Annotated in this window: 25 protein-coding genes, 1 tRNA gene and 1 pseudogene; 2 read left to right on the top strand and 25 right to left on the bottom strand. The window is 41.6% G+C overall.

The window, feature by feature from the left end; translation table 11 throughout:
* Nucleotides 1–125: 125 nt before the first annotated feature.
* The 4 genes and pseudogenes from AC4HAF_RS02355 to AC4HAF_RS02340 all read right to left on the bottom strand — a co-directional run bounded on the left by AC4HAF_RS02355 (nucleotide 126) and on the right by AC4HAF_RS02340 (nucleotide 2,964).
* Complete coding sequence (locus AC4HAF_RS02355; RefSeq protein WP_491096508.1) at nucleotides 126–1,019, bottom strand: ketose-bisphosphate aldolase; 894 nt, start codon at nucleotides 1,017–1,019, stop codon at nucleotides 126–128.
* Between the two features lie 22 nt (nucleotides 1,020–1,041).
* A pseudogene (locus AC4HAF_RS02350) lies at nucleotides 1,042–2,132 on the bottom strand (PTS fructose transporter subunit IIC).
* A 30-nt stretch (nucleotides 2,133–2,162) separates the two neighbouring features.
* The gene (locus tag AC4HAF_RS02345) at nucleotides 2,163–2,480 is read right to left on the bottom strand and encodes a PTS fructose transporter subunit IIB (RefSeq protein ID WP_491096507.1); all 318 of its coding nucleotides are present in this window, start codon (nucleotides 2,478–2,480) and stop codon (nucleotides 2,163–2,165) included.
* A 13-nt stretch (nucleotides 2,481–2,493) separates the two neighbouring features.
* Nucleotides 2,494–2,964, bottom strand: coding sequence for a PTS sugar transporter subunit IIA (locus AC4HAF_RS02340; RefSeq protein ID WP_491096506.1), 471 nt, complete (start codon nucleotides 2,962–2,964; stop codon nucleotides 2,494–2,496).
* Between the two features lie 236 nt (nucleotides 2,965–3,200).
* Between AC4HAF_RS02340 and AC4HAF_RS02335 the strand changes: the two genes are divergently transcribed.
* Complete coding sequence (locus AC4HAF_RS02335; RefSeq protein WP_491096505.1) at nucleotides 3,201–5,123, top strand: BglG family transcription antiterminator; 1,923 nt, start codon at nucleotides 3,201–3,203, stop codon at nucleotides 5,121–5,123.
* A 120-nt stretch (nucleotides 5,124–5,243) separates the two neighbouring features.
* Here the strand turns inward: AC4HAF_RS02335 and AC4HAF_RS02330 are convergent, their stop codons facing one another.
* The 18 genes from AC4HAF_RS02330 to AC4HAF_RS02245 form a co-directional block, all read right to left on the bottom strand.
* Entirely contained in the window at nucleotides 5,244–5,426 is a 183-nt protein-coding gene (locus AC4HAF_RS02330; protein WP_491096504.1) for a DivIVA domain-containing protein, read from the bottom strand.
* A gap of 11 nt (nucleotides 5,427–5,437) precedes the next feature.
* A complete protein-coding gene (hisE, locus tag AC4HAF_RS02325; protein WP_491096503.1) occupies nucleotides 5,438–5,752 on the bottom strand; it encodes a phosphoribosyl-ATP diphosphatase in 315 nt (104 codons plus the stop codon).
* Between the two features lie 144 nt (nucleotides 5,753–5,896).
* On the bottom strand, nucleotides 5,897–6,238 hold the full coding sequence (gene hisI, locus AC4HAF_RS02320) for a phosphoribosyl-AMP cyclohydrolase (RefSeq protein WP_027976354.1): 342 nt from the start codon (nucleotides 6,236–6,238) through the stop codon (nucleotides 5,897–5,899).
* On the bottom strand, nucleotides 6,235–6,993 hold the full coding sequence (gene hisF, locus AC4HAF_RS02315) for an imidazole glycerol phosphate synthase subunit HisF (RefSeq protein ID WP_491096502.1): 759 nt from the start codon (nucleotides 6,991–6,993) through the stop codon (nucleotides 6,235–6,237). Before hisF ends, hisI begins: the two co-directional genes overlap by 4 nt.
* A 1-nt stretch (nucleotide 6,994) precedes the next feature.
* Complete coding sequence (hisA, locus tag AC4HAF_RS02310; protein ID WP_491096501.1) at nucleotides 6,995–7,714, bottom strand: 1-(5-phosphoribosyl)-5-[(5-phosphoribosylamino)methylideneamino]imidazole-4-carboxamide isomerase; 720 nt, start codon at nucleotides 7,712–7,714, stop codon at nucleotides 6,995–6,997.
* Nucleotides 7,715–8,100: 386 nt separating this feature from the next.
* Nucleotides 8,101–8,709: an imidazole glycerol phosphate synthase subunit HisH gene (hisH, locus tag AC4HAF_RS02305; RefSeq protein WP_491096500.1), complete on the bottom strand. Its 609-nt coding sequence runs from the start codon at nucleotides 8,707–8,709 to the stop codon at nucleotides 8,101–8,103.
* 1 nt (nucleotide 8,710) lies between these two features.
* Nucleotides 8,711–9,295, bottom strand: coding sequence for an imidazoleglycerol-phosphate dehydratase HisB (gene hisB / locus AC4HAF_RS02300; RefSeq protein WP_491096499.1), 585 nt, complete (start codon nucleotides 9,293–9,295; stop codon nucleotides 8,711–8,713).
* Nucleotides 9,296–9,367: 72 nt separating this feature from the next.
* On the bottom strand, nucleotides 9,368–9,760 hold the full coding sequence (locus AC4HAF_RS02295) for a DUF6608 family protein (protein ID WP_491096498.1): 393 nt from the start codon (nucleotides 9,758–9,760) through the stop codon (nucleotides 9,368–9,370).
* A gap of 67 nt (nucleotides 9,761–9,827) precedes the next feature.
* Entirely contained in the window at nucleotides 9,828–10,469 is a 642-nt protein-coding gene (gene serB / locus AC4HAF_RS02290; protein WP_491096497.1) for a phosphoserine phosphatase SerB, read from the bottom strand.
* Nucleotides 10,456–11,739 carry a histidinol dehydrogenase gene (gene hisD / locus AC4HAF_RS02285; protein ID WP_491096496.1) on the bottom strand — a complete coding sequence of 428 codons (1,284 nt, stop codon included), beginning with the start codon at nucleotides 11,737–11,739 and terminating at the stop codon, nucleotides 10,456–10,458. Before hisD ends, serB begins: the two co-directional genes overlap by 14 nt.
* Nucleotides 11,736–12,383, bottom strand: a complete 648-nt coding sequence (gene hisG / locus AC4HAF_RS02280; protein ID WP_491096494.1) for an ATP phosphoribosyltransferase — start codon at nucleotides 12,381–12,383, stop codon at nucleotides 11,736–11,738. Before hisG ends, hisD begins: the two co-directional genes overlap by 4 nt.
* A gap of 8 nt (nucleotides 12,384–12,391) precedes the next feature.
* Nucleotides 12,392–13,354 (bottom strand): ATP phosphoribosyltransferase regulatory subunit, encoded by a 963-nt coding sequence (locus AC4HAF_RS02275; protein WP_491096493.1) that lies wholly within the window; start codon nucleotides 13,352–13,354, stop codon nucleotides 12,392–12,394.
* The gene (gene hisC / locus AC4HAF_RS02270) at nucleotides 13,351–14,400 is read right to left on the bottom strand and encodes a histidinol-phosphate transaminase (RefSeq protein WP_491096492.1); all 1,050 of its coding nucleotides are present in this window, start codon (nucleotides 14,398–14,400) and stop codon (nucleotides 13,351–13,353) included. The genes AC4HAF_RS02275 and hisC overlap by 4 nt, the downstream gene beginning before the upstream one ends.
* Before the next feature lie 1,550 nt (nucleotides 14,401–15,950).
* Nucleotides 15,951–17,675 (bottom strand): septation ring formation regulator EzrA, encoded by a 1,725-nt coding sequence (gene ezrA / locus AC4HAF_RS02265; RefSeq protein WP_491096491.1) that lies wholly within the window; start codon nucleotides 17,673–17,675, stop codon nucleotides 15,951–15,953.
* A 93-nt stretch (nucleotides 17,676–17,768) separates the two neighbouring features.
* Nucleotides 17,769–19,721, bottom strand: a complete 1,953-nt coding sequence (gene gyrB, locus AC4HAF_RS02260) for a DNA topoisomerase (ATP-hydrolyzing) subunit B (protein ID WP_491096490.1) — start codon at nucleotides 19,719–19,721, stop codon at nucleotides 17,769–17,771.
* A gap of 11 nt (nucleotides 19,722–19,732) precedes the next feature.
* Entirely contained in the window at nucleotides 19,733–20,293 is a 561-nt protein-coding gene (locus AC4HAF_RS02255) for an HAD-IA family hydrolase (RefSeq protein ID WP_491096550.1), read from the bottom strand.
* Between the two features lie 145 nt (nucleotides 20,294–20,438).
* Nucleotides 20,439–21,686: an FtsW/RodA/SpoVE family cell cycle protein gene (locus AC4HAF_RS02250; protein WP_491096489.1), complete on the bottom strand. Its 1,248-nt coding sequence runs from the start codon at nucleotides 21,684–21,686 to the stop codon at nucleotides 20,439–20,441.
* Nucleotides 21,687–21,859: 173 nt separating this feature from the next.
* Nucleotides 21,860–22,984, bottom strand: coding sequence for an alpha/beta hydrolase family protein (locus AC4HAF_RS02245; RefSeq protein WP_491096488.1), 1,125 nt, complete (start codon nucleotides 22,982–22,984; stop codon nucleotides 21,860–21,862).
* 139 nt (nucleotides 22,985–23,123) lie between these two features.
* Between AC4HAF_RS02245 and AC4HAF_RS02240 the strand changes: the two genes are divergently transcribed.
* Nucleotides 23,124–23,684, top strand: coding sequence for a TetR/AcrR family transcriptional regulator (locus AC4HAF_RS02240; RefSeq protein ID WP_491096487.1), 561 nt, complete (start codon nucleotides 23,124–23,126; stop codon nucleotides 23,682–23,684).
* A 202-nt stretch (nucleotides 23,685–23,886) separates the two neighbouring features.
* Here the strand turns inward: AC4HAF_RS02240 and AC4HAF_RS02235 are convergent.
* The 3 genes from AC4HAF_RS02235 to AC4HAF_RS02225 form a co-directional block, all read right to left on the bottom strand.
* A tRNA-Arg gene (locus AC4HAF_RS02235) sits at nucleotides 23,887–23,958 on the bottom strand.
* Between the two features lie 190 nt (nucleotides 23,959–24,148).
* Nucleotides 24,149–24,493 (bottom strand): 50S ribosomal protein L19, encoded by a 345-nt coding sequence (rplS, locus tag AC4HAF_RS02230; RefSeq protein ID WP_027976371.1) that lies wholly within the window; start codon nucleotides 24,491–24,493, stop codon nucleotides 24,149–24,151.
* 204 nt (nucleotides 24,494–24,697) lie between these two features.
* On the bottom strand, nucleotides 24,698–25,939 hold the full coding sequence (locus tag AC4HAF_RS02225) for a voltage-gated chloride channel family protein (protein ID WP_491096486.1): 1,242 nt from the start codon (nucleotides 25,937–25,939) through the stop codon (nucleotides 24,698–24,700).
* Between the last annotated feature and the right edge of the window lie 7 nt (nucleotides 25,940–25,946).

Here is a 25,946-nt window from a genome sequence, read left to right as displayed (position 1 = left end):
GCATCAAAAAAGCTGCCAGAGTGATTTCTCTGGCAGCTTTTTGTTTTGCTGTTGCTTTAAGTAATGGATAGTGATGTGAACTTGTTGTCTTTTCCCAAGTCATCCTGTTTGGTCTATGGTCATAACTATAGAAATTCAGCACGCCATGGTTTCACTGATTTATATAGTTCAGCTTTTCCAACAGAATTGAATAATTCATTCTTGTGATGGACAACTTTTTTACCTTCTATCAAGCATTCTGGGAAGAGATTATTTGGATCCCAGCCTTCATCATTTGCTAAGATTTCACGAACTTTATCGAAGAATGCATGTTTGAAATCAGATGAGATATTGACTTTTGTAATACCATGTTTAACAGCTTCAGCAATTTGATCATCTGGATTTGATGAACCGCCATGTAATACGAATGGAATATTGACCTTGCTCACAATGTCGTCTAGGATATCAATGCGAATTTTGGGGGTAACATCTTTTGGGTAGATTCCGTGAGCAGTACCTATACCTATAGCTAGAGTATCAACACCAGTTTCTTCAACAAAACGCTTTGCATCATCTGGCTTCGTATAAATACCATTTTGTAATCCATCTTCAACAGCAGTACCTGTTTTGCCAATAGTACCGAGTTCTCCTTCAACGCTCACTCCGACACGATGGCAAATTTCAACCGTTTTTCTTGTAATGTTGACGTTTTCTTCCCATGACAGCAATGAGCCATCAATCATAACAGAACTAAATCCATTGTGAATAGCCCTTACGACACTATCTAAGTTATCACCGTGATCAAGGTGAAGTACAAAAGGCACGCTGCTATTTTTAATCCGTTGCAAGACATAAGCAAAGAAATCATCTTTACAATAAAATACTTCTGTTGGGTGAACTTCAATGATAGCTGGTGCGTTATCTTCTTCACATTGTTCAACAACGATTCTCATTAATTCAAGATTTGAAATATTATAAGCACCAACAGCGAATTTATTTTCTTTTGCAATAGACAACATTTGTTTCATATTAATTAACATATTAAGACCTCCAAATTTTTTATTATTCAAACGAAAGATTAGACAGATCAACTTCCTCTTCGGTATCATCAAGTGTGCTATCAAACTCTGCATCAGATAACGGTTTTTTTAGCAAGACAAGAAGAATTGCAGTGACACATGAGCCAACTAAAAGAGCAATAATTGCAACAAGGGGTTTATCCATTGCCGGAATTACAAAGATCCCCCTGATGGAACAGGGCTGCCATTACCAAATAAATAGCTAATTGCTCCTGTTATTCCACATCCGATAGAAGTTGAAATAACAGTGCGTATCAAGTCATTCATTGCAATTGGAATTACGCCTTCAGAAATCATACACAATCCCATTGGAAAGGCTACTTTGATTGCATTGACCTCCTGTTTAGTGTAAATACGTTTGTGAACTATATTGGAGAATAGATATGCAAATGTTACTCCAATTGGAGGAACCATAGCTGCAAGTACTTTGATCCCTTCAGGTCCTGTAATTCCTTCAAGTAATAAACCATCACAAATCAAGTTAGGAACCTTCGAAATTGCTCCACCATAGTCGATACATCCAATAGTACCGATAATGAAACCATACATTGCTTTTTGAGATTGGTCTAATCCAGTAATAAAATCCGTCAGACCTTTTGTTGCCATTGTCAGAGGAGTTCCTAGAATGAAGAACATAAGTGTTCCACCGATAATAGCAGAAAGTGTTGGTACGATCATCATAGGCATCAAAGCTTGCGCCCAATTAGGAACTTTTAGATAATCTTTAATGAGTTTCGAGATATAACCAGCGATGAAACCACCAATAATACCACCTAGGAATCCAGCTCCAAGATATGAGGCAATTTGTCCCATTAAGAAACCGGGTGCAATACCTGGTCTGTCAGAAATGGAGTAGGAAATATAGCCTGCGATGAAGGATGGCAGTAACCCCATACCTAAGACACCAAGAGTTGTCAAGGCATCAGGGAAAGACATGCCACTTAGCTTAGTTACGTTTTCTCCGCCCATTAAATTACCAATAGCAATCAATAGACCTGATGCTACGACCAAAGGCAGCATGTAGGAAATAGCAGTTAGCAGGTGCTGTTTAACTTCTTGGCCTACTTTTTTCATTTTGTTTTCCTCCTTTTCAAAAAGATAGTTTTACTTTTTATTTTTTAAATCTGCTTCAATTTTTTCAAGCAACTGCTTTGGAGCTTTTACGACCATAGAAGTTGGTACTTTAATGGTCGGCAATGATTTAAAGCGTTCGTTTCCAGTTGTTTGAATATCGACTGCAAGAATAGCAACATCTGCGTTTTTGATGTCTTCTGCCGATAGTTCATCCTCAACACCAATTGTTCCCTGTGTCTCAACATGAATGTTGTGACCAAGCGCTTCCGCAGCTCGAATTAGCTTTTCTTTTGCAATGTAAGTATGAGCGATGCCTGATGTGCAGGCTGCAACAGCTACAATGTTCATAACGAAACCTCCTTTATTGTAGTAATAGTTGAATTAATTCCTCTTTTGATGTTATTTTATGTAATGCTTCTACAAATTCCTCGTGTGCTAAAAGTGTTGCTATTTTTTGAAGTAATTTCAAATGCAATACGTTTGAATCTTGGTCTCTGACAGCAAATAAAAAAATAGCCGTTACAGGTTCATCATCTAATGCTTCCCATTTAATAGCCTTATTTGACAGACCAATGGCAATTGTTGTATTTTCTACTGCTATTGATTTTCCGTGTGGGATAGCAACCCCATTACCAATGCCTGTCAGTCCTTCCGTCTCTCGAAATAGAACATCTTCAACAAATGCTTTTTTATCGTTGATATAGTGGTTTTGGAATAATAGATCGCTCAGCTCTTCAATAGCATCTAACTTTGATTGTGCCTGCAAATGAATTGAAATTAGATTCGGATTTATAAATTCTGATAAATTGAGAGTGTTTTCATCGATACTCATAACTTACCTCCTGATAAATTTACTTTTCTGCTGACTTAAAACTTTACGGTTAAATCATAACATGGCAATAATGGCTTGTCACTAACTCTCTTTGCCGTTTTCAGTGTCAAAGAAATGTAAAAAATATTCCTTTTAATTTCCGAATTTTGCGGCAATAATTCAATCTGATCAATCATACATATGTGATATAATAAGTATCCACATGACGTCGTAATATTAAAGGAGTAAGGAAATTCATGTCAAAACTAGATTATATGCGCTTAGATGATATTTTGAATTACTTAATTGTACAAAAAAATCCTATTCCCTCTGATATCCTATGCAAAGATTTGAATATTTCTATTCGGACATTGAGGAATGATATTCGATTGATTAACGATTATATTGGGAAACACGGAGCTAGAATTGAAATTATTCGTAAGGAAGGTTATCGACTACAGTATGACAATAAAAATGAATTTGATGAATTTTGGTCACATGAAGATACTGGAACTTTTTTATTTACTTCATCTGAAGCAAGATTGCAATTTCTACTCAGAATATTTTTGACAACAGAACATTTTATAACAAAAGATTATCTGCTTGATACAATGTTTATCAGTCAAAACACACTGTATAATGATTTAAAAAAACTAAAAACAATGTTGGCTTTTTATAATGTTAAGATTCAAAATAAAAGCAATCTAGGCTATACCGTCAAAGGGGAGGAAGAGAATATTAGGAGAGCAATTGTAAATCTTATTTTTCAGGATGATTTACACGATTTTATCATTGAACAAACAACCACAGTCAAAGATGTGTGTGGAAATGTGGACTATGATTTGTTTTCAGAATTATTTTATTCCCTTTTTGATGAAATCAAACTCAGCAATACAGATTATTTTGAAAAGCTGACATTTGTTCATCTGCTCCTTTCTGTTAGTCGAATAAAATCTGGCCATAAAGTAAATCACGTGTTGATTTCTCAGACGAAACTGTCCAAAAAATATGATAAATTTTTTATTCAATTTATTAAAGAGATAGAAAACCGATTTCAAATTGAAATATCTGACAATGAAAAGTCCTATTTTCTATTTATTTTATCTGAAAATTATCCAAATATTATTTCTAGTCTTTATTCTGTAAAACATAATGAAATATTAGCAGATGAGATTGTCAAAGTGATTATCCATAATCTTTCAGCTTCTGTAGCCAGCAATTGGGTTTTTGATGTTGATTTACATAATAATTTAAAAAATCATATCTTAAGAGCCTTGAATATTCAAATTATCAATGGTAACCGTACAAATCCAATTATTGAACAGATCAAAAATAATTTCCCATATGCTTTTGAACTGGCAATAAATGAAATGTCAAAAGTTGAGACAGAATTTAGGCTGTCATTTTCTGAAGATGAGATTTCTTTCATAGCCTTATATTTTGAAAATGCAATCGAGAAGCATCGTTCAGATGATACAGATAAACTGTCAGTAGCCATTATATGTGGGACAGGAAAAATTGTTAGTTCGATCATAGAGAATAAATTGATGAGAAAATTTGTAGGACTCTTAGGAAAAATCGATAAATTATCCTACCGAGAGTACGAAACCTGCAATTGTGACGAATATGATTTAGTTATTTCAACAATTCCAAATATTCATGATAAGACTAATGTTTATTATTTAGATATTAGTAATTTTGAACAAAATTTTAAGAATTTAGAAGGACTATTAAAGGAAAAAAGAGCAAGAATCACCTTGTTTTATCCCCAATTGTTACATGTTGTTGATACACCCATTACGAAAGAACAATTATTACAACGTTTATCAGAACAATTGGTAAATGAAAACTTTGTATATGATTGCTTCTACCAAGACGTCTTGCAGCGTGAAAAGATATCGAATACCGTTTTAGATAATGTACTGGCTATTCCTCACCCTATAAAAAATAGTGTGAAAAAATCAGCTATATCAGTTGCTATCTTACCAAAAGGAGTACTTTGGAATGGTAGTAATATTAAATTTGTATTTTTACTTGCAATCAAGGCAGACGATATCCACGCACTTGAATTTATTTATGAGCGAATGATTGATTTTTCAACATCACTATCATTACAAAAACGTTTATTGAAGGATAGAAATGTTAATACTTTGAATTCAATTTTTAGAGTGTCTAGTTGACGAGGCGAGATAAAAAAATCCACGTGTGTGGATATTTTTATTATGTAATTTGTCCATCTCGCAACCTTTGTACAAGATAAAATTAGCCACTCATTTGACGAGTGGCTAATTTTATTAATCCTACAACAAATAGTCATCTCCCGACTTAAGCCGCTTGATCTGTCTTTTGAGTGATTGATTTTCCTGCTCTAAGGCGTCCAAGGTTGCTATCATCTCATCAAGAAATTCATCGACTTCCTCCTGATTATATCCTCGAAATTTAGCAGAGAATTGCTTGTTGCGGATGTCCTGCTGGCTTAGCATTTTGATGCTCCTTAATAATTTGTGATTTCTTTGCGGTCGTGGACATTGCTTTTTTTGCCCTGGCGGGCTTCCAGCACTCTATTGACATCGTCCGGTGTCACGCCGCTTTCAACCATCATGACGGCCAAATGATAGAGGACGTCTGCTGTTTCGTTGGCAATTTCGTCCTTATCTGCATTTTTGGCAGCAATAACGACTTCTGTTGCTTCCTCACCGATTTTTTTGAGAATCTTATCCAAGCCCTTGTCAAAAAGGTAGTTGGTGTAAGACCCTTCTTTGGGGTTCTGTTTGCGGTCAAGGGCTTCTTTATATAGTGTTTCTAACATAATTAAGATGTGAGAGCGTCTAAAAAGTGACCGAATTTTAGGAAATTATCGGAAAATCCTGATTTTCCAGATAATTTATCTAAATTCCGAGCTTTTAGCTCAAACTCAATTCCTTTCTTTCGATTTTTTGAAAAATAGCAGAGCTTATTGCTGTGAGTTTTCTTCGCTGTATATCTCATTAAAAAAACAGCTGTAAGCACCCGTATGGCAAGCTGCGCCGACTTGCTCAACAGCGATGAGCAGGGTGTCGCAGTCGCAATCGGCTGTGATGGATTTGACATATTGGTAGTGGCCGCTGGTTGCGCCCTTGTGCCAGAGTTCCTGCCGCGAGCGGCTCCAGTAGTGCATTTGCTTGGTTTCAAGGGTCAGTTGGTAGGATTCTTCATTCATATAAGCCAGCATGAGGACTTGCCCTGTCTGATAATCTGTGACAATGACAGGGATTAGTCCGTCTTGCTTAGCAAAATCAAGTTGAATATCTGTCATAAGCGCACCTCAATTCCCGCGTCAGCCATGGCTTTTTTGGTGTCAGCGATAGCAACTTCTCCATAATGAAAAATGGAAGCCGCCAGGGCACCAGTCGCCGGGGTCTTCTCAAAGACCTCTACTATGTGATCGCTGTTACCCGCACCGCCTGAAGCGATAATGGGCACGTCCGCCACTGCTGCTACACTATTAAGCATGTCCACATCAAAACCAGATTTTGTGCCATCCTTATCCATAGAGGTGAGAAGAATTTCACCCGCACCCAAACTAACGGCTTCTTTAACCCAGTCAATCAGATCTCTGCCGGTATCCTTGCGGCCTCCGGCCACATAGACATGCCAACTGCCGTCTGCCTGTTTCTTGGCATCAATCGCCACAACCACACACTGACTGCCAAATTTTTCAGCACAGTCCCTGATGAGCTGGGGATTAGCAAGTGCAGAAGAGTTGACAGCGACCTTGTCCGCACCGGCCTTGAGCATCTTATTCATGTCATCGCTGGTGCGGATACCGCCGCCGACTGTAAAAGGAATAAAGACCTGATCGGCGACGCGGCGCACCATGTCTACCGTAGTATCGCGCTTTTCATGGGTTGCGGTGATGTCCAGAAAAACCAGTTCATCACAGCCTGCCTCATAGTAGGCACGCGCCGAGTCAACAGGGTCGCCCACATCGGTTAAATTGACAAAATTGATTCCCTTGACAACACGTCCGTCCTTAACATCCAGACAGGGAATAATCCGTTTTTTCAGCATCTCACTCCTCCAGTTCTTTGAGCTCCTCTAAGCTGATATTGCCGCTATAATAGGCCTTGCCAACGATAGTGCCTGCTACTCCCAGTTCTTTTAGTTTGGTCAGATCAGACAGCTCAGCAATTCCTCCGGAAGCAATAACCTGGGCGGTCGTCAGTTCAGTTACTAATTGTTTGTAATGGTCAAAATTGGGACCAGTCAGCGTACCGTCACGATCAACGTCTGTATAGACAAAGAGCTTGACCCCCATTTTCTCCATTTCCTTAGCCAAGCTGATGTAGTCAACTGTACTGGTCTCAAGCCATCCCTCTGTAGCGACATAGCCATTTTTAGCATCAATGCCAACCACAATCTTATCCGCCCCAAACTGCTCCAGCGCAGCCCTGACGAAATCAGGATTTTTGACTGCCATGGAACCGATAATGACGCGGTCGATACCGACATTGAGATAGTCTTCAATCTGCTCCAGCGTGCGAATCCCGCCACCCACCTCAATACCAAGGCCTGACACCTTCTTGATTTGGGCAATTAAATCGCGGTTGGTCGCGCGGCCGTCCAAGGCGCCGTCCAAGTCCACCACATGGATAAACCGGATGCCTGCCCGTGCAAAGATTTTAGCTTGATCAAGAACATCGGGGTTGACCACTGTTTTCTGGCTGAAGTCCCCCTTAAACAAGCGAACCGCCTGTCCATCTTTAATATCAATCGCAGGTAAAATTTGCATAATTAAGATACCAAGAGCGTTAAGAAAGCGAGATGAAAATAGGAAACTGACGGCGTATGCCCGCACACAAGGATGTTTATCTTTTTCACAACGCTTTTAGCTCGGGTTCAGTTCAAAAAATTTACTTGATCTTATCCCTGAACCTTCCTTTCTTTTTTATTATCTAGTTCAAAATAACGCGGAGAGTACATTGGTTTGGAACCTCTGACAAAAAGTGTCTTAGGTCCTTATTTTCTTAGAGGAATACCCTCTGATACAGTGGCGCCGTCAGAGCGAACAAGCTATTTTTTTGACTAACTTTCGAGCCATACTCTCTCGAAAGATTGCGTCCTATTCCACTAGGGCGAGAGTATCTGTTTCTACTCACTTCGTTCGCAATAACTGAGCTACTTGCACAAATCCACAAATTTTTTGAGAATTCCCAAACCAACCTGCCCTGACTTTTCCGGATGAAACTGGGCTCCGTAGACATTATCCTTATGAATCATAGCCGGCACTTCGATACCATAATCAGCAGTGACATCGATGTATGCTTTAGGGACATCTGTAAAATAGCTGTGCACGAAATAGACATCCTGTCCCTGTAGGTCAACGGTCAGTGGCGTTTCTTGCTTGACCTGTAAATCATTCCAGCCCATGTGGGGCACTGGAAAACCATCCTTGGCTGGGATTTCACGTGTCGCACCCGGAATAAAGCCCAGACCAGCCGTTTCCTGATGTTCCAGCCCTGTTTCGGTCAGTAATTGCATACCCAGACAGATGCCCAGCAAAGGCGTCTCGGCAGCTACAGCTTTTTTGATAGCAGATACTAACCCGCGTTTTTCCAGCTCGACCATGGCTGTCGGATAGGCACCGACACCCGGTAAAATCAAGCCGTCTGCTGCTAAAATCGCGGTCGGATCGGCCGACAGCTCAGCCTCAACACCAATTTTAGACAGTGCCCGTAAGACATTGGCCGTATTGCCGGCATCGTAATCAATAACAATCATTTTCATATCACAAGAGTCCTTTAGTTGAGTTGACACCCTTAATTTCAGGATTGAGCGTAACAGCTTCGCGCAGCGCCCGTCCCGTCGCCTTAAAAAGACTTTCTGACTTGTGGTGGTTATTCTTCCCGTGCAGGATTTTGAGATGCAGGTTCATCTGAACATTGAAAGCCAAAGCCTGGAAGAATTCCTCAACCAACTCCGTATCAAAATTCCCCAGTTTGGGATTGTCAAACGTGCAGTCAAAAACTAAATAGCTACGCCCCGACAAGTCAAGACTGGCCATTCCAAGTGTTTCATCCATAGGCACAAAACTGGTCCCATAGCGATTGATACCGGCCTTATCGCCAAGAGCCTCTTTCAAGGCTTGTCCGAGGACAATACCGACATCTTCCACCGTGTGATGGCTGTCTACATGGAGATCCCCATCTGCTTTAACCACCAGCGACATACGGCTGTGGCGGGCAAAAAGCGTCAGCATGTGGTCAAAAAAGCCCACACCGGTGTCAATCTCAACCGGATCCTGAGCATCTAAGTTCAGACTGAGCTTGATTTTCGTTTCAAATGTATTGCGTTCAATGCTAGCTTGTCTCATCGTTAGTTCTCCTTTGCTATTACCTTCGTAATGTTTTTAATAATCACCCTAAACTTTATCAGAAGCCTAGACTTATCCTCGTTTCCTTTTTAAAAAATCGGCCAATTCTTTTACCATGATAAACAGCACAAACATCCCTGTGAAATTAAACCAAATATCTCTATAAGCGCTGCTTGCCAATGGTTCAATAAAACCTGACAGCCACGTATATATAAAAGTCAATAAGAGGCTGGGAATATAGGATAAAAGACATCGTAAGACAAACGTCTTTTTCTTCATAGCTGCGTATAAGGTGTAAGCTGCCATACCAATTAGTACAATTGCAGCTCTGTTAAGCTCATGCCAATTCCCGTTTGGGTCCTCGTATACACCATTAAGCAAGTACAAAATACTATTAAGTATGGTGGCAAAAGTATACAGCACTGAGTAACCAAATAAAAATTCTTTCCAAATGTGTTTATTCATAACATTACCTTTTATTGATTTCTTGCTTATATTGACTAAAGAACCGCTGAATGCAGTCTTGAAACAGCTAAATATTGTCCAAGAGCTCAATCACCTTGTACAGATCAGCTTCATTGATTTGATAAGGTGCTTGCTCTCGAACAATGGGCTTGGCACAAAAGGCAATACCGACGCCGGCCGTCTGTATCATTGGCAAATCGTTGGCACCGTCTCCCATGGCAACGGTCTGTGCCAAATCAAGATTATTTCGGGCAGCCCATTCTTTTAATTTGGCGACCTTCACTTCTTTTGTGACAATGTCGCCCAATGTCCGGCCCGTCAAGACACCGTTTTCTACTTCCAGACGATTGGCCATCACATAGTCAATATTGACCGCTGCTGCCAGCCGGTCTACGGTTTCATGAAAACCGCCGGATACCAGGCCAACCTTGTAACCGCGCGCATGAAGTTCAGCTACCAGCTCCTTGGCACCTTTATTAAAGTGAATGCGGGCATAAACCTTATCAAAAATGGATACGGGCAGGCCTTTGAGGGTTGCCACCCGCTCAGCAAGCGCTTGTTTGAAGTCAAGTTCTCCCCGCATGGCACGCTCAGTGATTTCCGCAACTTGGGCACCGACACCTGCTTCTTCCCCCAGCAAGTCAATGACTTCTTCCTGAACAAGGGTAGAATCCACATCCATGACCAAAAGACCTCTAGTTTTTGCCATTTCTCACCTCAATAGCTTTTGCGTGCGCCTGCAGACCTTCTGCATAGGCCAAAGTTGTAATATCCTTTTCTGCGCTGTTGACCGCTTCCTTACTGTATTGGGTGTATTGGATGCGTTTGACAAAGTCATGCACTCCCAGAGCCGATGAAAAGCGGCTGGTCGCTGTGGTCGGTAGGATATGATTAGCACCGGCATAATAATCACCAATCGGTTCGCTCGTATAGTGCCCTAAAAAGACAGAACCAGCGTTTTGGACCTTGTCCAGGCAGTCGTAAGCATTTTCCATAGCAATTTCCAAATGCTCCGGTGCTACTTTATTCATCAAATCAAACATGTCATCGGTAGTTTCTGCAATGATCATGCGGCCGTTATTTTCAATAGACGGACGGGCAATCGCCTCGCGCGGCAGCTCCTTTAACTGCTGTTCAATTTCTGCTTCAACCGCATCCGCCAGTTCTTCAGAATCCGTCACCAAAATCGCGCGTGCACGGACATCATGTTCGGCCTGTGACAGCAAATCCGCAGCAACATAGACGGGATTGGCTGTGCCATCCGCAATCACACCGATTTCTGACGGTCCGGCAATCATATCAATGCCGACAATACCGTAAACCTGCTTCTTAGCTGTTGCCACAAAGATATTGCCGGGACCTGTGATCTTATCAACTTTTGGAATGGTTTGAGTGCCATAAGCCAGAGCAGCGACCCCTTGAGCACCGCCGACTTGGTAAATCTTATCAACCCCAGCCAATTTAGCTGTTACCAGAATGGCCGGCACAAAGTGCTCCTGCGGCGGTGTGATCATAATGATTTCTTTGACCCCTGCAATCTTAGCCGGGATGACATTCATGAGAACAGAAGACAGATATGCTGCTGTTCCTCCCGGCACGTAGACGCCCACGCGCCCAATCGGGCGAATAAGCTGGCCGCGAAGCACACCTTTACTCGGCTGGTCTTCAAAGCCCGTTTCCAGCTGCTGACGGTGATACGATTCAATGTTAATTTTGGCATTTTCAAGAGCTGTCAGAACATCCTTGTCAACCTCAGCAAAAGCCTGATCAATTAAATCCTGCCCAACTTCAAAGTCTGTCACATCAATCTTATCAAACTGGTGTGAATACTCACGCAGCGCGTCATCGCCGCGTTTTTTTACCTGGTCAATAATGGTGCGGACGGTTTCTTCTACATTGATATTCTCCCGGCTCAACTCCAGCTGCTCCTGATAGAGAATCTTTGATATTTCTTCATTAGTTCCTGTCAGACGTTTCATTTAAAAGCCACCTCCCGGTCTCCAACCAACTCTTCAATTTTTTTAATAAAAGGCAGCAGCTCCGTTTTGTTTTTTAAACTGGCCTTGTTGACAATCATCCGTGCCGAAATGCGGCAAATATCTTCAAATACCTCTAAACCGTTAGCTTTGAGCGTATTGCCAGTTTCCACAATATCGACAATAGCATCTGCCAGACCGATAACAGGGGCAATTTCAACACTGCCTTGGATGGAAATAATTTCCACATCTTCTCCCTTTTGGTTGAAGAAGTTTTTAGCGAGGGTGGGATATTTTGTGGCAATGCGTTTGCGCTTATGGTCAGTCGGATTATAATCTTTGGTCGAAGCTACAGAAAATTTACAGAGTCCAAAATTCAGATCCAGCATTTCCAGATAGCCCGTCGGATGCTCAATCAGAACATCCTTGCCAACCACACCGATATCAGCCACCCCGTGGCGGACATAGGTCGTCACATCCGGCGCCTTGACTAACAAAAAGCGAAACCGTCTGTCAGGACTTTCAAAAATCAAATTGCGGCCCTTATCAGCCATAAAAGACATATCAAATCCTGCTTTTTCCAGCAGTTCCACTGTGCCTTTTTCGATCCGCCCTTTGGTCAGGGCAATGGTTAGTTGCTTAGTCATAACGCCTCCTAAAAACGAATCTGATCATGAATAGCCTGATAAACACTGTCAATATCAAGCGCCCAGCCAAAAGCCGTCAGCTCTTTGGCACCGAAGCGCTCAAACAGCTTGTCATAGCGGCCGCCGGAAACAAAAGCATCCGGAATTTTATCGCCAAATACCTTAAACATGATTCCCGTATAATAAGGCATGGTGGCAATTTGTGCCAAATCCAAAGTGATCTCTGAAAGCAGCTCATCCAGGCCTGCAAGTACATTTTCCAAATCAGCCAGAGCCTGTAAAATACCCGAATTCTGGCTCAGACGGCGGGCTTTCTCCAATACCTGAGTGCTTTCTCCAAACAAGAACGGCAATTCTCTGATAAGACTGTCAAATTCACTGGGATAGCGAAAGGTAAATTCATTGAGCCCTGTAATATTTTTACCCTGAATGAGCACAGCCAGCTCCTCTTTGGCATAATCCGGAATCTGCAGGGAAGCAAAAATGGTCTGCAAAATATGGGCATGGGAAAATTCAAATTTGTAGTCTTTCAGACCGCTGACCTTCAGTGCATCATTTGCGGACAGCAGGGCATCTTTGAGGGCATGGTCAGCTTCATAGCCGACGATTTCAATTCCTGCCTGAGTATGTTCGTTCAGCAAGCCGCGCAGCTCTTCATTGTCCTTAAACACCTTGCCGGAATAAGAAAATTTAATAGGCGTTTCCACCTGGGTTGAAGCAATGACTCGCCCAATCTGACTGGTGATGTCAGGACGCAGACTTAAAAGATTGCCTTTCTTATCAAACAGATGGTAGTGCTCGGGCAGCACCTCATCTGCAAAGACTTCAAAATGCTCCAAAGTCGGTGTTTCAATTCGATTGAATCCTTCTTTTATCAAAAGATCGCTGATATTGCGTTCAATCTCATACATGGCACGCGCTCTTTTAAAGAGCTTGTCATGCATACCAACCGGTAAACTTGTTTTTTTCATGTCAACTCCTTAATAGTTCTGATGACTTCTTCCATTTCTTCCCGCCTGCCGATGGAAATCCGCAGGTAATCTTTGATTCTCTTAACTTTCGGAAAATAGCGCACGTAAATGTTTCGGGACTGCAGCCCCTCAAATAAATCCTTGGCAGCAATACCTGCCGGTTTTGTCAGCACAAAATTCGTCTTGCTGGGCAGAACTTCAAAGTCCAAGGCTTGCAGCTGCTGTGAAAACCAATCCCGTGTCCGCTCAATCTTTTGCGTATTGTTCTGATAATAGTCCCAGTCCTCAACAGCTGCTGTCGCTAAGGCTTCTGCCAGCAAGTCCACCGAATAAGGATTGATGGAATGTTTGACCGCAGTCATCACCGCAATCAGCTCAGGACTCGCAATCGCATAACCAACGCGCAGGCCGGCCAAGGCTGCATCTTTGGAAAAAGTCCGCGTGATCACAAGATTGTCGTAGCGATCAAGCAAAGGAACAGCCGACTGACCGCCAAAATTAATATAGGCTTCATCCACCACAACCACCGTCTTCGGATTAGCTTTGAGAATAGTCTCGATTTCTTCAAGCGGTTTGTAAATACCAGTAGGCGCATTGGGGTTTGCAAGAATAATGCCGCCATTTTCAGCCGTCAGATAATCCTCTGTTTTAACCGTAAAATCATCCGCCAAAGGAATTTCTCTGTAAGGGGTTTTATAAAGATCTGCCCAGACCTTGTAAAAACCATAGGTTAGATTGGGGAAAAGAACAGGCTCCGGATTGTTAAAAAAGGCCAAAAAGGCGATGGATAACACATCATCCGAACCGTTAGCAATCAATAATTGCTCAGGTTTTACGCCTAAATTCTCGGCCAAAACAAGACGCAAGTCAGCCTGATCCAGCGTTGAATATCGGCGCAAGTCATCAGCTTTAAACCCTGACAAAGCCTTGCAAACTCTGGGACTGGCACCATAGGCATTTTCATTGGTATTTAACTTAATGATATCTTTTTCAGCAGGCTGAGTGCCTGCCACATAAGGTTCAATTTTCCGCAATCCTCTAATCATCTCATCACCTCAGATAACGATTTAAAAAGCGCCCCTGCAAAAATTGCAAGGACGCTTGAAACGTGGTTCCACCTTTACTTCAGCAGCCTGTCGCCAGACTGCCCTCAGGGAGTTAAAACTCCAATCCGTAACGTGGATAACCCGTCAGGCACTACTCTCATCCAATTTGGCACCTGCGCTCAAGAATGTGTCGTCTAACTGTCTTGTATGTTCTCAGCTGCCATACTCTCTGTTGTTGCCGGATAGATATATCAGCTTGTCTGTGCCTGTAACCCACCCGGTGACTTAGACTTTTTCTCTCATCGCTTTTCTATTTTTCTCTATTCTACAAGAAAATTCTGAATATTGCAAGCCCTAAATTATTATCTAACTTCTAATGAACAGCTGTATGCTTATTACTAAAAACTGCTTATTCTTTCTGAAATTTGAGCAGTACTGTCTCGAATATTTAAAAAGCAACGGTATCAAAACCGTTACTTTTTTGTTTGAGCTGGGTCACTAGTGTTCCAGTTCTTGGTCATTAATTTATCTATCTACTGTTTTTCAGATGAAAATTGAGCACCCAGAAATCTCCAACCAACTGAATTTGAAGTCTCTGCGATTGCTGCAAGCTGCCAAGTTGGTACAAGCCTTAGGTTTTTATTTATTTTTCATAAAATCGACAATGCCTTTGAAAATTTTTGTAAAATCTTTCCAGCAAAATGCAGTGACTAAGATAGATTCAACTATAAAAAGTCCAAAAATAATAATCTTTACCGTTGTATTTTCTGAAAAAACTGAGACTAGCAGGATAATTGGCAGGCTAAATAAATATCCATAACTCAGATAAAGTGATCTTTTTGAAGGTATCATAATGACTTGCCTTTCCATAGATGATAGATAAACGACTTATTAAAATGGTAAGTTATATCCGGCAATGCCTCCAGTAATAGCACCGCCGATACCGTCAACTGCGGCTGAGGCTCTTTTAATCACAGATAAATAGTAATTGGTGGTGCAGAGAAATTCAAATCATTAGCGATTAAGATAATTATTTTTCAAATAACTATAAATAATTACCAGTGCATTAATCACAAGTAGGGCATAGATGAACAGTCTCATTTTATTATTTGGAAATATAACCAACAAAAGTAACAGTATTGGTATAGCTCCCATGATAATGCTAATAAATTTAGGAAAATGCATTTTCATACCTTCTTTAAATCCATGGTCCCCATGTATCACCAGCCGCACCAGCAATACCAAGCAGCGAGTCCTTGCCTTCTGATTACCAGAAAGAGCCATTCTGTCCGCTTGCCTTAAAGCTGTCAAACATTCTTGACTAAACGATATTTAGCTTAGCAAATTCCCTTTCACTTGGCAATATCATTAAGCTTGTTTTAATCAAATCTCAAAGTTATTGTTGCAAGAAACATAATTTTCTGTACTCTTTAATTTTTGTTAGTAATAAAAAATCGACGCTATTGGCTTCCTTATCACTATTTTGGCACTTTATTCTAAAAATAAAAAACAACACCAATTAGCCTTGCTAATCAGTGTTGTCAGTATTATTAAAAGCGAATGGTTTCACGTGTCTTTTCATATGAAGAAACAAAGCGGTCTGTAACACCGGGTTCTACGGTTTCCAAAGCATAGGAAATTTCATCAAAAGACCCTTGGTAGTCGTATTCTTCTTCAAAGAGCTTAAGAGCGATATCAAAGCTTTCCTGAACACTTGGCTCAAAACTGCGGTAACGGTTTGAGTACTGCAGGAGCTGCTCAGTCAGGGTTGCATTTTGAACCACACGATAAGCCGTTTCCTCCAAATTAGCTACAGCTGCCGTTGCTGCTTCTGTCAGGCGGTTCACTGTTTCAATATGGATACGGGCACGATTCAGTTCATCCATTAAGGTTTCCAGCTGAGCGCTGGTTGTGAAGAAAACACTCAGAAATTCTTGAGGGATTCCCGGAAGATTGCGTTTCTCCATGAAACGTTTGATGGCGTGCAGCTGATTGATGTAGCCGTCCAATTTTTGACGCGAGGTCTTTTCGATATTTTCAATATCTTTCAGACTGTTGAAAACATCCAGCTGACCTTCTTCAACGAGATCCAGTTTCTTGATGGCACGGTCAAATTTATCCTCTAACAGCGAGAATGGTTTTTCCTGCACATCAAAATTCTCAATAATCGGCAGAACATCTTTTTCAATGGCTGTCAAATCTTCATTGAAATCACGGACATTGATTTCTTCTTTTTCGTTCAAGACATAACGATGCGTCAGACGTTCAATCTCTGCTTCCAGCTGTTCGTTGTTTTTCTTGGCATGCTCCAAGTAAGCCGGAATGATTTTCTTGCTTTTAACAATCTTTTTATGAGCTCTGATTTCACGCTCAAAGATATCGTAGAGAGCATCAATTTTTTCTTGGATGGATTCATTTTCTGACTCAGCCTTATCCAAGTCCAAAGAGACCAGTTCACTGGAATTGCTGCCAATTGCTTCGCGGATTTCTTGAAACCGTTCTTCAATATTTTTCTCAGGGAAGTGATAATTTTCTTCCAAGAGACGGCGGTAGCCAGACTCCAAATCATCCAGCTGATCCGGAAAATCATCCTCTAATTTAGCAACAATGGCCGGAATCTTTTCAGTCATTTGTCCCAGTGCAATGGTATGCTCTTCGGCACGGTCGAGAATCTCAGAAGCTTCTACGGGATCGCCTGAGGAATTCAGGGTGACAAACTGTGAAAATTCAGCTTCAATATTTTTCAGCTGTTTTTCAATTTCGGGCATGGTCGTCCCAAAATTGCTGTCTCCTTCTTCTACTGAAGCCTGCAGTTTTTCATACATTTCCAGCGCATGCAGAACACGGGCACTGTTCTTTTCTTCCTGCTCTTTTAAGACAGCAAGGGCTTCTCTGATTGATTTGATATCTTCTTCTGCAAGGTTCAGCTGACTTTCAATACTGTTGATTTGATTGTGAGCACGGATAAAATTGAAGGTATCATTGAGATTTTCTGCTTCAAAGATATGATTTTCAATATCGCTGAATGAGTTGAGGGATAAATCAACCCACTTTTGATTCCACTCACGAAAAGTCGTCTGACTCTGACCGATTAAATGCAGTTTCTTAACTTCTTCAATCTCATCATTGACAGGCAAATCAAAAAGATTTTGTTTGCGTTCTTCTAATTTTGTGATTAACGAATCATTTCGTTTTCTGATAATAACAGCAATCAGGTAGGCTGTAATAACTACCAGCACTATTGCCACTATCAGCAATACAATTCCGCTAGACATCTTAATCTCCTTAAATTGTCTTATTATTGTCAAAATAGGCTATAACGTTACGATTATAACATACTTCCAGCTGCTTTTCAAAAAAATCTTCGATTAAATGTCAAGCGTACTATAAACCGCATTTTCTTCAATAAATTCACGACGGGGTTCGACGCGATCCCCCATAAGCATATCAAATATCTTATCAGCTTCAGCAGCATCATCTACAGAGACACGGGCCATCAGGCGATTGTCAGGATTCATGGTTGTTTCCCACAGCTGGTGGTCATCCATTTCTCCCAGACCTTTATAGCGCTGAACAGTCGGCTTAGAGCGGCCCTGACTGTATTTTTCCAAAGCTTCCTGCAGTTTTTCTTCCTGATCATTGCCCGGCTGAATGTACTCTTTGATGTCACTGCCGACCTTGACGCCGTAAATAGGTGGCTGAGCAATATAAACGTAGCCGGCCTCAAGAACGGGACGCATGAAGCGATAGATAAGGGTCAAGAGGAGGGTTCTGATATGGGCACCATCAACATCGGCATCGGTCATGATTACCAATTTTTGATAGCGTGCCTTGGAAACATCAAATTCTGCTCCAAAGCCTGTTCCCATAGCTGTAAAGAGACTTCTGATTTCGTCATTGGCTAAAATCTTATCCATGGTCGCTTTTTCGACATTGAGGATTTTACCGCGAATAGGCAAAATTGCCTGAAACTCTCTGTTCCGTCCGGACTTGGCAGAACCGCCGGCGGAATCTCCTTCCACGATGAAGAGCTCATTTTGCATAGGATCGTTTGAGGAGCAGTCTGCCAGTTTACCCGGCAGATTAGAAATTTCCAAGCCGGACTTCTTGCGAGTCACTTCACGCGCCCGTTTAGCCGCAATTCGTGCCTTAGAAGCCAGTATGCCTTTTTCAACAATCTTTTTGGCAATCTGAGGATTTTCCAATAAGAAACGGCTGAGCGCATCGCTGAAGAGGCGGTTAGTGATCTTAACCACTTCTGAATTGCCAAGCTTAGTCTTAGTCTGTCCTTCAAACTGAGGATTGGGATGTTTGACTGAGATAATGGCTGTCAGACCCTCGCGAACATCTTCACCAGTCAGATTGTCCTCATTTTCTTTGAGAATCTTGTTTTTCTTGGCATAGTCATTGATGACCCGGGTAAGAGCTGTCCGAAAACCTTGCTCGTGCGTTCCGCCTTCATGGGTATGAATGTTGTTGGCAAAACTCATGATGTTTTCATGAAAGCCGGTCGTGTACTGCATGGCCACTTCAACAGCAATACCATCGAGTTCACCGTCCGTATAAATAGGCGTATCAAATATAACTTCTTTGTTTTCATTGATAAATTCCACATAGCTGACAATACCGCCCTCATAGTGAAACTCTTCAGCTTTTTCCTGACCGGGACGCTTATCTGTAATAGAAATTCTCAATCCTTTATTCAAGAAAGCCAATTCCTGAATGCGTTTGGCCAGTTTGTCAAAATCAAATTCAGTTGTTTCGGTAAAAATTTCAGGGTCCGGTGTAAAATGAACAATCGTTCCTGTTATATCAGTATCTCCGATAACCTTTAAATCATCAGCGACAGCACCGCGGTGGTATTCTTGGAAATGTATTTTGCCGTTTTTGTGAACACGGACATCTAATTGTGTTGACAGGGCATTAACAACCGATGAACCAACGCCGTGGAGGCCGCCCGATACCTTGTAGCCGCCGCCGCCAAATTTACCGCCGGCATGAAGGACCGTAAAGACCGTCTCAACTGCCGGACGTCCGGTTTTTTCCTGAATATCAACCGGAATCCCGCGGCCGTCATCAATAACCGTAATTGAATTGTCCTCTTCGATGAAAACCTGAATATGGCTGGCAAAGCCTGCCAAAGCTTCATCAATAGAGTTATCAACAATTTCCCAGACAAGATGGTGAAGACCTTCTTTAGAAGTTGAGCCGATATACATGCCCGGACGCATGCGCACAGCTTCTAAGCCTTCCAGAACCTGAATCTGACTGGCATCATATTCTTGAGCTAATTGATCTAAACTTTTGTTTTCTTCTGTCATTGTCCTAACCTTTATTTTATGATTTCTATCAGGGATTTAGAGCCGTCTGTCAATACTGTATCAAACCCCGCTGCCTGGCCGGCTTCTATATCAATCTTGCGATCGCCGATAACCAGCGCCTTCTTAATGGCGTATTTTTTCTTGAGATAAAGCATACTGGCAGGGTCGGGCTTTCTGGCAAAGCCATTGCTGCTGGTGACAACTTCCGTAAAAAGAGGGGCAATTTCTGTCTTCTCCAGAATATCCAACACCTGGTTATCCCGATGAGACACCAAAAAATTACGTCCTCCGCTTGCTACAACCTTCTCAAGAACGTCTTTAGCCCCCTCAAAAAGAATGGGATGCTCTAAAAATTCAGCCTCCTTTTTCTTGTAGGCCTTTAAAAAACCGGTCTGATTCGGCACGAAATAAGCAAGCGCAGCATCTGTTGACTCCCGCAGCTTGTCGTAGACTTCCTGATGGGAAGCCCTAACACCAAAATCCGCCAGTGTAGCAACAAAGGCTCTGGTTGACAGGCCGTAATTATCAAGCAATGTTCCGCCTAAATCCCAGATATAATCCTGATAATTCATATCTTTCATTGTAACATATTTTTAAGTTTTTTGACAGTTAGAGCCACAAGAAAAAGACCCACTGTCTAAAGAATGAGTCTTTATTATCTTGATTAGTCAGAGAAGCTGCAAACACTCTCTAAAGCTTTAACACCAGCTTTCCGCTTCAAGCCTTAGAAGCTGTTTTAGCTCCTGATTTTGTCTTGGGATGTTCAAAGTGTTTTTCCATTGCTCTTTCTTGATTGAGACTGTTTTGATAAGACATGGAAAGAACCAGACCGACACCGATCAGATTTGAAATCAGCGAACTCCCCCCTTGAGAAATAAAGGGAAGCGGAATCCCGGTCAGCGGTAAAATGCCAACGGCTGCTCCGATATTTTCAAAAATATGAAAGAGAATCATCATGATAAAGCCTGTTGAAATATAGGTATAAAACAGATTATTGGACGCAAAGGTCACGCGCAGCATGCGGTAAATCAAAATCAGATACAAAGCCAAAACAATACTGCCGCCGATAAAGCCAAAATTCTCAGCAATGACAGTAAAAATCATGTCACTTTCACGTACTGGAACAGGCAAATCAATGACATTAACTCCCTTACCTAAGAGCCCGCCGCTGCCAATCGAAATCATCCCTTGTGTCTGCTGATAGGCAATGCTGCCGGCATAGTCAAAGGGATTTAACCAGGCTGAAAGACGGTTGATCTGATAAGTGTCCATGCCCATATGATGATAAAGAAATTCTTTGCCGCCCGGCACCAAAAAGACCACCATGAAAAGTGCAGCTATAAGAGCCGCTGCTCCTACAACCGGCAAAATAATCTGCCAGGAGATCCCAGCAATTAAAACCAAGCCCGCTAAGATTGCCATAAAGACCATAGCTGTTCCCAGATCTTTCTGCAAAGCCAGCAAAATCATAATGGGCAGGGTCAGCAGGGCAAACCACAGCAAAAGTTTGCCGTCTTCTCGCAAATCCTTTTCCCCATCCTTATATTTCTGCTTAAAGCTGACGGTTAAGCGCGCCAGAATTAAAATATACGAAATTTTCATGAATTCAGAGGGCTGAAACAGAGTCACCGATCCGATCGAAACCCAGTTTTTAGCACCGGTTGAAGCCACAAGCTCCGGACTGTAGAAAACCAAAGGCAAAATCATCAAGACCAGACCAAAACCATATAAATACGGCGTGATTTTCCAAAGGAATTCCGTGCTGAAAAGCATGACAATAAAGCTGATAGCACCTCCCATAACCAGCCAGATCATCTGCTGTCCCATAACAAGAAGAATCTTATTGGGATAGTCATGAATCGTTGCCGTATAGACTGAATACAGCCCAATAAGCACTAAAAAGAAGACTGGTAAAATAAGGGAATAATCCACTCGGCTGTCAATAGGTTTTTTTTTCGCTGCCATGCTTGCTCCTAAGAATTTTATAGAAAATATTATATCATTTTTATGACCTCATAGTGTCTTAAAAGCTAAAATCCTGTAACAAAAAATAAGGCTAAATTTTAAGAACAGCAAGCTGCAGTCAACAGTTACACCAATCTACAAAGCAGCCAAAAGGTCTGTCAGTTCTGATTGTTTTAAATTTCCCCTTCTAAAAAATCTTTTACAGCTTTGAGAGCTAAGGAGGTTCCTGCCTGACAGTGCTGCTCTCCGCCTGTCTTTTCTGTAAAAAGATAAGAGCTTACTTTTCCGGCATTGACTAACTCTTTCTTTATTTGTTTCAAACGCCTGACAGGAACATATTGATCCTTTTCCCCTGCCAATAACAGCACTTCTTGATTAATAAGCGCCCCTAAGTTTTTCATGCTGTGACGCTCTAAATCTTTAAGTAATTTGTAAGGCGTTTCGGTTCCTGTCAATTCATAACCACGGTTGATTTTCCAGCTCAAATCCAAACTTTTCTTCATTTCGCGGCTGATAAGAGTATCAATCAATTTTTCCTGTCCGCAGACGATTAAGGTCTTCAAAAGTGCCGCCGAAATAGGATTCAGTCCAGTCATCAAAGCATCTAAACTTTGGTAAAAAATATCCAAGGCAATTACTTTTTCAATCCGTTTTTCAAAGGCGGCCGCCCGCATAACAAAATATCCGCCCCAGGAAAGTCCCAGAGCTGTTACTTTATCTAAATTAAAATAATCTAAAATCGCAGCCACAGGTCTTTCAAAATTCATAATAAAATGGCTCTTTTGAGCTTTAAATAACATGTTGCCTTGTCCGGATCCTTCAAAAATAATCAGATTATAGCCATTATCTTTCAAAGAGGCAAACCATAAGATAAGTTCTTCCAGGTTGCTGTCATAACCTCCGAAAATCAAGAGATTTTTGTCAGCTTTCGGATGACTGAATTTGGCTGCTGATAATTTGATGTTTTCGTAAGGAACCTCATATTTTTCAAACCCTAAATCTGCATAAGCCTGATAAAAATTTTTCAAACGATGCCGCTGAATGAGTTCTCTATCCTTATCGTCTTTCAGTAAGTAAAAACCAGCACCAAAGAAATAAGTCGCTGCAATGTCATGATCTCCCTTTGCCTCCCGCATAAGGGCATACTCTTTCCAAACCTTATTCCAAGAGGGAATATCTTTTAATTTAGGAACGATCTCCTTTAAATCGGCCTCCACCTTTTTGTTACCTTCAAAAGAAAAACAGAGGCGGTTAATTTGTAAATCAAATTGCTTGTTGCCTGTATAGTGATGAAACATTTTCTCCTCCTTCAATATGAGTAACCTCAGTATAAACGGAAAAGCCCTTGACAAACAAGCAATAACTTCTTATAATTTGTAGGAAATCAAACAAAATGTTCGGAAATTATCCGTTAAACAACAAAAAAGAGGTCATTGTATGCCAGAAGATGTTCGGGTTTTTAAAAGCAAGCGCGATATTGAAACAGCTCTTATCCAATTAACTTTGGAAAAAGATTTTCACCGCATTACGATCCAGCAGATTTGCCAAAAGGCTCTGGTCAGCCGCTCCACTTTTTACAGTCATTATTTAGATAAATACGATGTCATTGAACAGCTGGCTGCAAAAACTATAGCTCAGCTGGAAGAAAAATTTTCCCAAAAATATCAGGCACAGATCTCCGCAGATAATTTGCAGGATTTTCTGGCAGACATTTATAATTTTTACCAAGAAAATCGATTGACTTTAAAGGCTCTCCTGAAAACACCTCTGACAGGAAAAGGAAACTTTGAAGAGAGTTTTCGTCAGCTTTGCCAAAAATACACTAACCAGCTCTTTCAAAATGCTAGAACTGATTTACCGCCTCAGCTGCTGACTGAGCTTTTTACCGTTAATATCCTGACCCTTATGAAATGGATGCTGGATCATCAGCCCTCAGCAGAAATTACGGCCTTTGCCAATCAGATGCATCGCTTTTTCCTGCGGTTAATCCAGAACTAGGAATACCAGCAAAAAAGTGTTAATTAGGATGCCTCATTTCTAATGATTACTATTGCAATGATCTGCCGCTGCTTTTACGCAAAGCCAATTAAAAAGCGTTTTGGAGCAGTCACATTTTTTGCTGACTGCTGGCCAAAACGCTTTTTTATGTTTAAACGAAACGAGAAAATCTCTTTTTTGTTCGATTTGTCAGTAACACAAATATCCCCTGCCGGAATCGAACCAGCAACTGCTTCTTAGGAGGAAGATGTTATATCCATTTAACTAAGGGGACCGATTAACTCCTTCTATTGTACCTTAGAGCAAAAAGGAATGCAACTGTTATTTGCCGGAAGAAACCGCCTCAGTAACCGTTGACTGACAGCTGATGCTTTAATAACAGCTGGATTTGATGGATTTCTAACACGGCTTTCTGCGACTGATTGAATTTTAAAAAGGCCTCCTTACGGAAGACCTTTTTAAGTTTATTGACGTTCTTTGATACGTGCAGCTTTACCTTGCAATGCGCGCAGGTAGTAAAGTTTAGCACGACGCACTTTACCATAACGAACAACTTCGATTTTTTCAACACGCGGTGTGTGAATAGGGAAAGTACGTTCAACTCCGACACCGCTTGAAATCTTACGAACAGTGTACATTTCTGAAATTCCTTGACCTTTGCGGGAAATAACCACACCTTCAAAGATCTGGATACGTTCGCGGTTTCCTTCGACAACCTTGGCATGAACACGGACAGTGTCACCGGGACGGAAACTTGGAATATCAGTACGAAGCTGACCTTCAGTCAAACTTTGGATTAATGGATTCATTTTTTTCTTCTCCTTATCTTACTAATCATAAGAGCTCTGTCCCATCGGATTAGCCGTTTTTGTGCGTCCATTACACACAAAGAATATTGTAACAAAATCTGCAGCAGCTGTAAAGTAAAATATCACAAAAGTATGTGTCTGATTTTCTGAGAAAATCTAAAATTGCCGCCAAGGAAAAGAGAGGCTCATAATTGAAAAAGAAGACTACTGCTCATTGTCTGCTGTATTTTCTCTGATCTTCTGGAGGGTATAGATGGAGTGTCTGCGGTTGACAACATAGGCAAAAGTGGCTGCAATAAAGTAAGCCGGCAAATTTTGATAGCCAAAAACCTCTGCCCCAATAAAAATGGGTGCCAAATAAGTATTCGTAGCACTGCCAAAAACACTGATATAACCCAAGGCTGCAGCCAGCTCAGCCGGCAAGTGAAAGAAGCCTGCTAAAAGAACCCCCAAGGAAGAACCGATGGCAAACAGGGGCGTCACTTCACCGCCTTGAAAGCCGGCAGACAGGGTCAAGACTGTCAGAATTAATTTTAAGAGCCAATCATAGGCATAGATCTGCTGCCCGGAAAAACTAGCTGCAATCAAATTGGTTCCCAGTCCCGAATAACGTCCCTGATGAAGGCCAAGAAAGAGGAGGCTTAAGACGAATCCGGTCACTAAAATTCTCAAATAGGGATTAGGAAACAGCTGCGCCTGTACTTGTTTGATCCTTGCTAAAAGATAAGCAAAAAGATTTCCGACCAGACCAAAGAAAAGGCCGAGAACAAGCAATTCTACAAAAAGCTTAGGAGTCAGCGGAAGAGCTTCAGAAATCACATGAGAAAACTTTTCCAGCCCCAGACTGTGCGACGTCAGACTGGCAGTAAAAGAAGCAACCGTCATCGGAACCAAAGCACCAAGGCCGAGACTGCCGACAATCAAGACTTCTAAGGCAAATAAAATCGCCGCCATGGGTGTTTGAAATAAACCGGCAAAACCAGCCGCCATACCGGTAAGCAGAAAGATACGCGATTTATTGGGAAAGTGAAAAAAGCGGCTGAACCAATGAGAAACGGCTCCCCCAAGCTGCACCGCAACACCTTCACGGCCGGCACTGCCGCCGAAAAGATGCGTCAGCCAGGTTGTCACAATAACCATCGGCACCAAACGTTTGGGAATCGTTTTTTCTTCATCAAAACCAACTTCAAACAACAAGCCCATACCTTTACTGCTCTTGCCGCCGATAGTGCGATAAGCATAGACAATCAACAGGCCAATAAATCCTAAAAAGGGCAGTAAATACCAAGGATGCGCCGTCCTGACAGCCGTCAGATACAAAAGCACTCGGCCGAAAACAGCATCAATCACCCCTGCAATACCACCTATAAGGATTCCCATTAGCGCCAGCAAAAGCAAGGCAGAGTAGGGAAGCTCCTTTGCTTCCTGAATTTTCTTTTCAGTCATGCAATCT

It is taken from the genome of Streptococcus sp. ELY_90 (assembly GCF_058314475.1).
The sequence above is the reverse complement of the archived record's forward strand: the minus strand, read 5'-3'. Positions and strand labels throughout refer to the sequence as shown.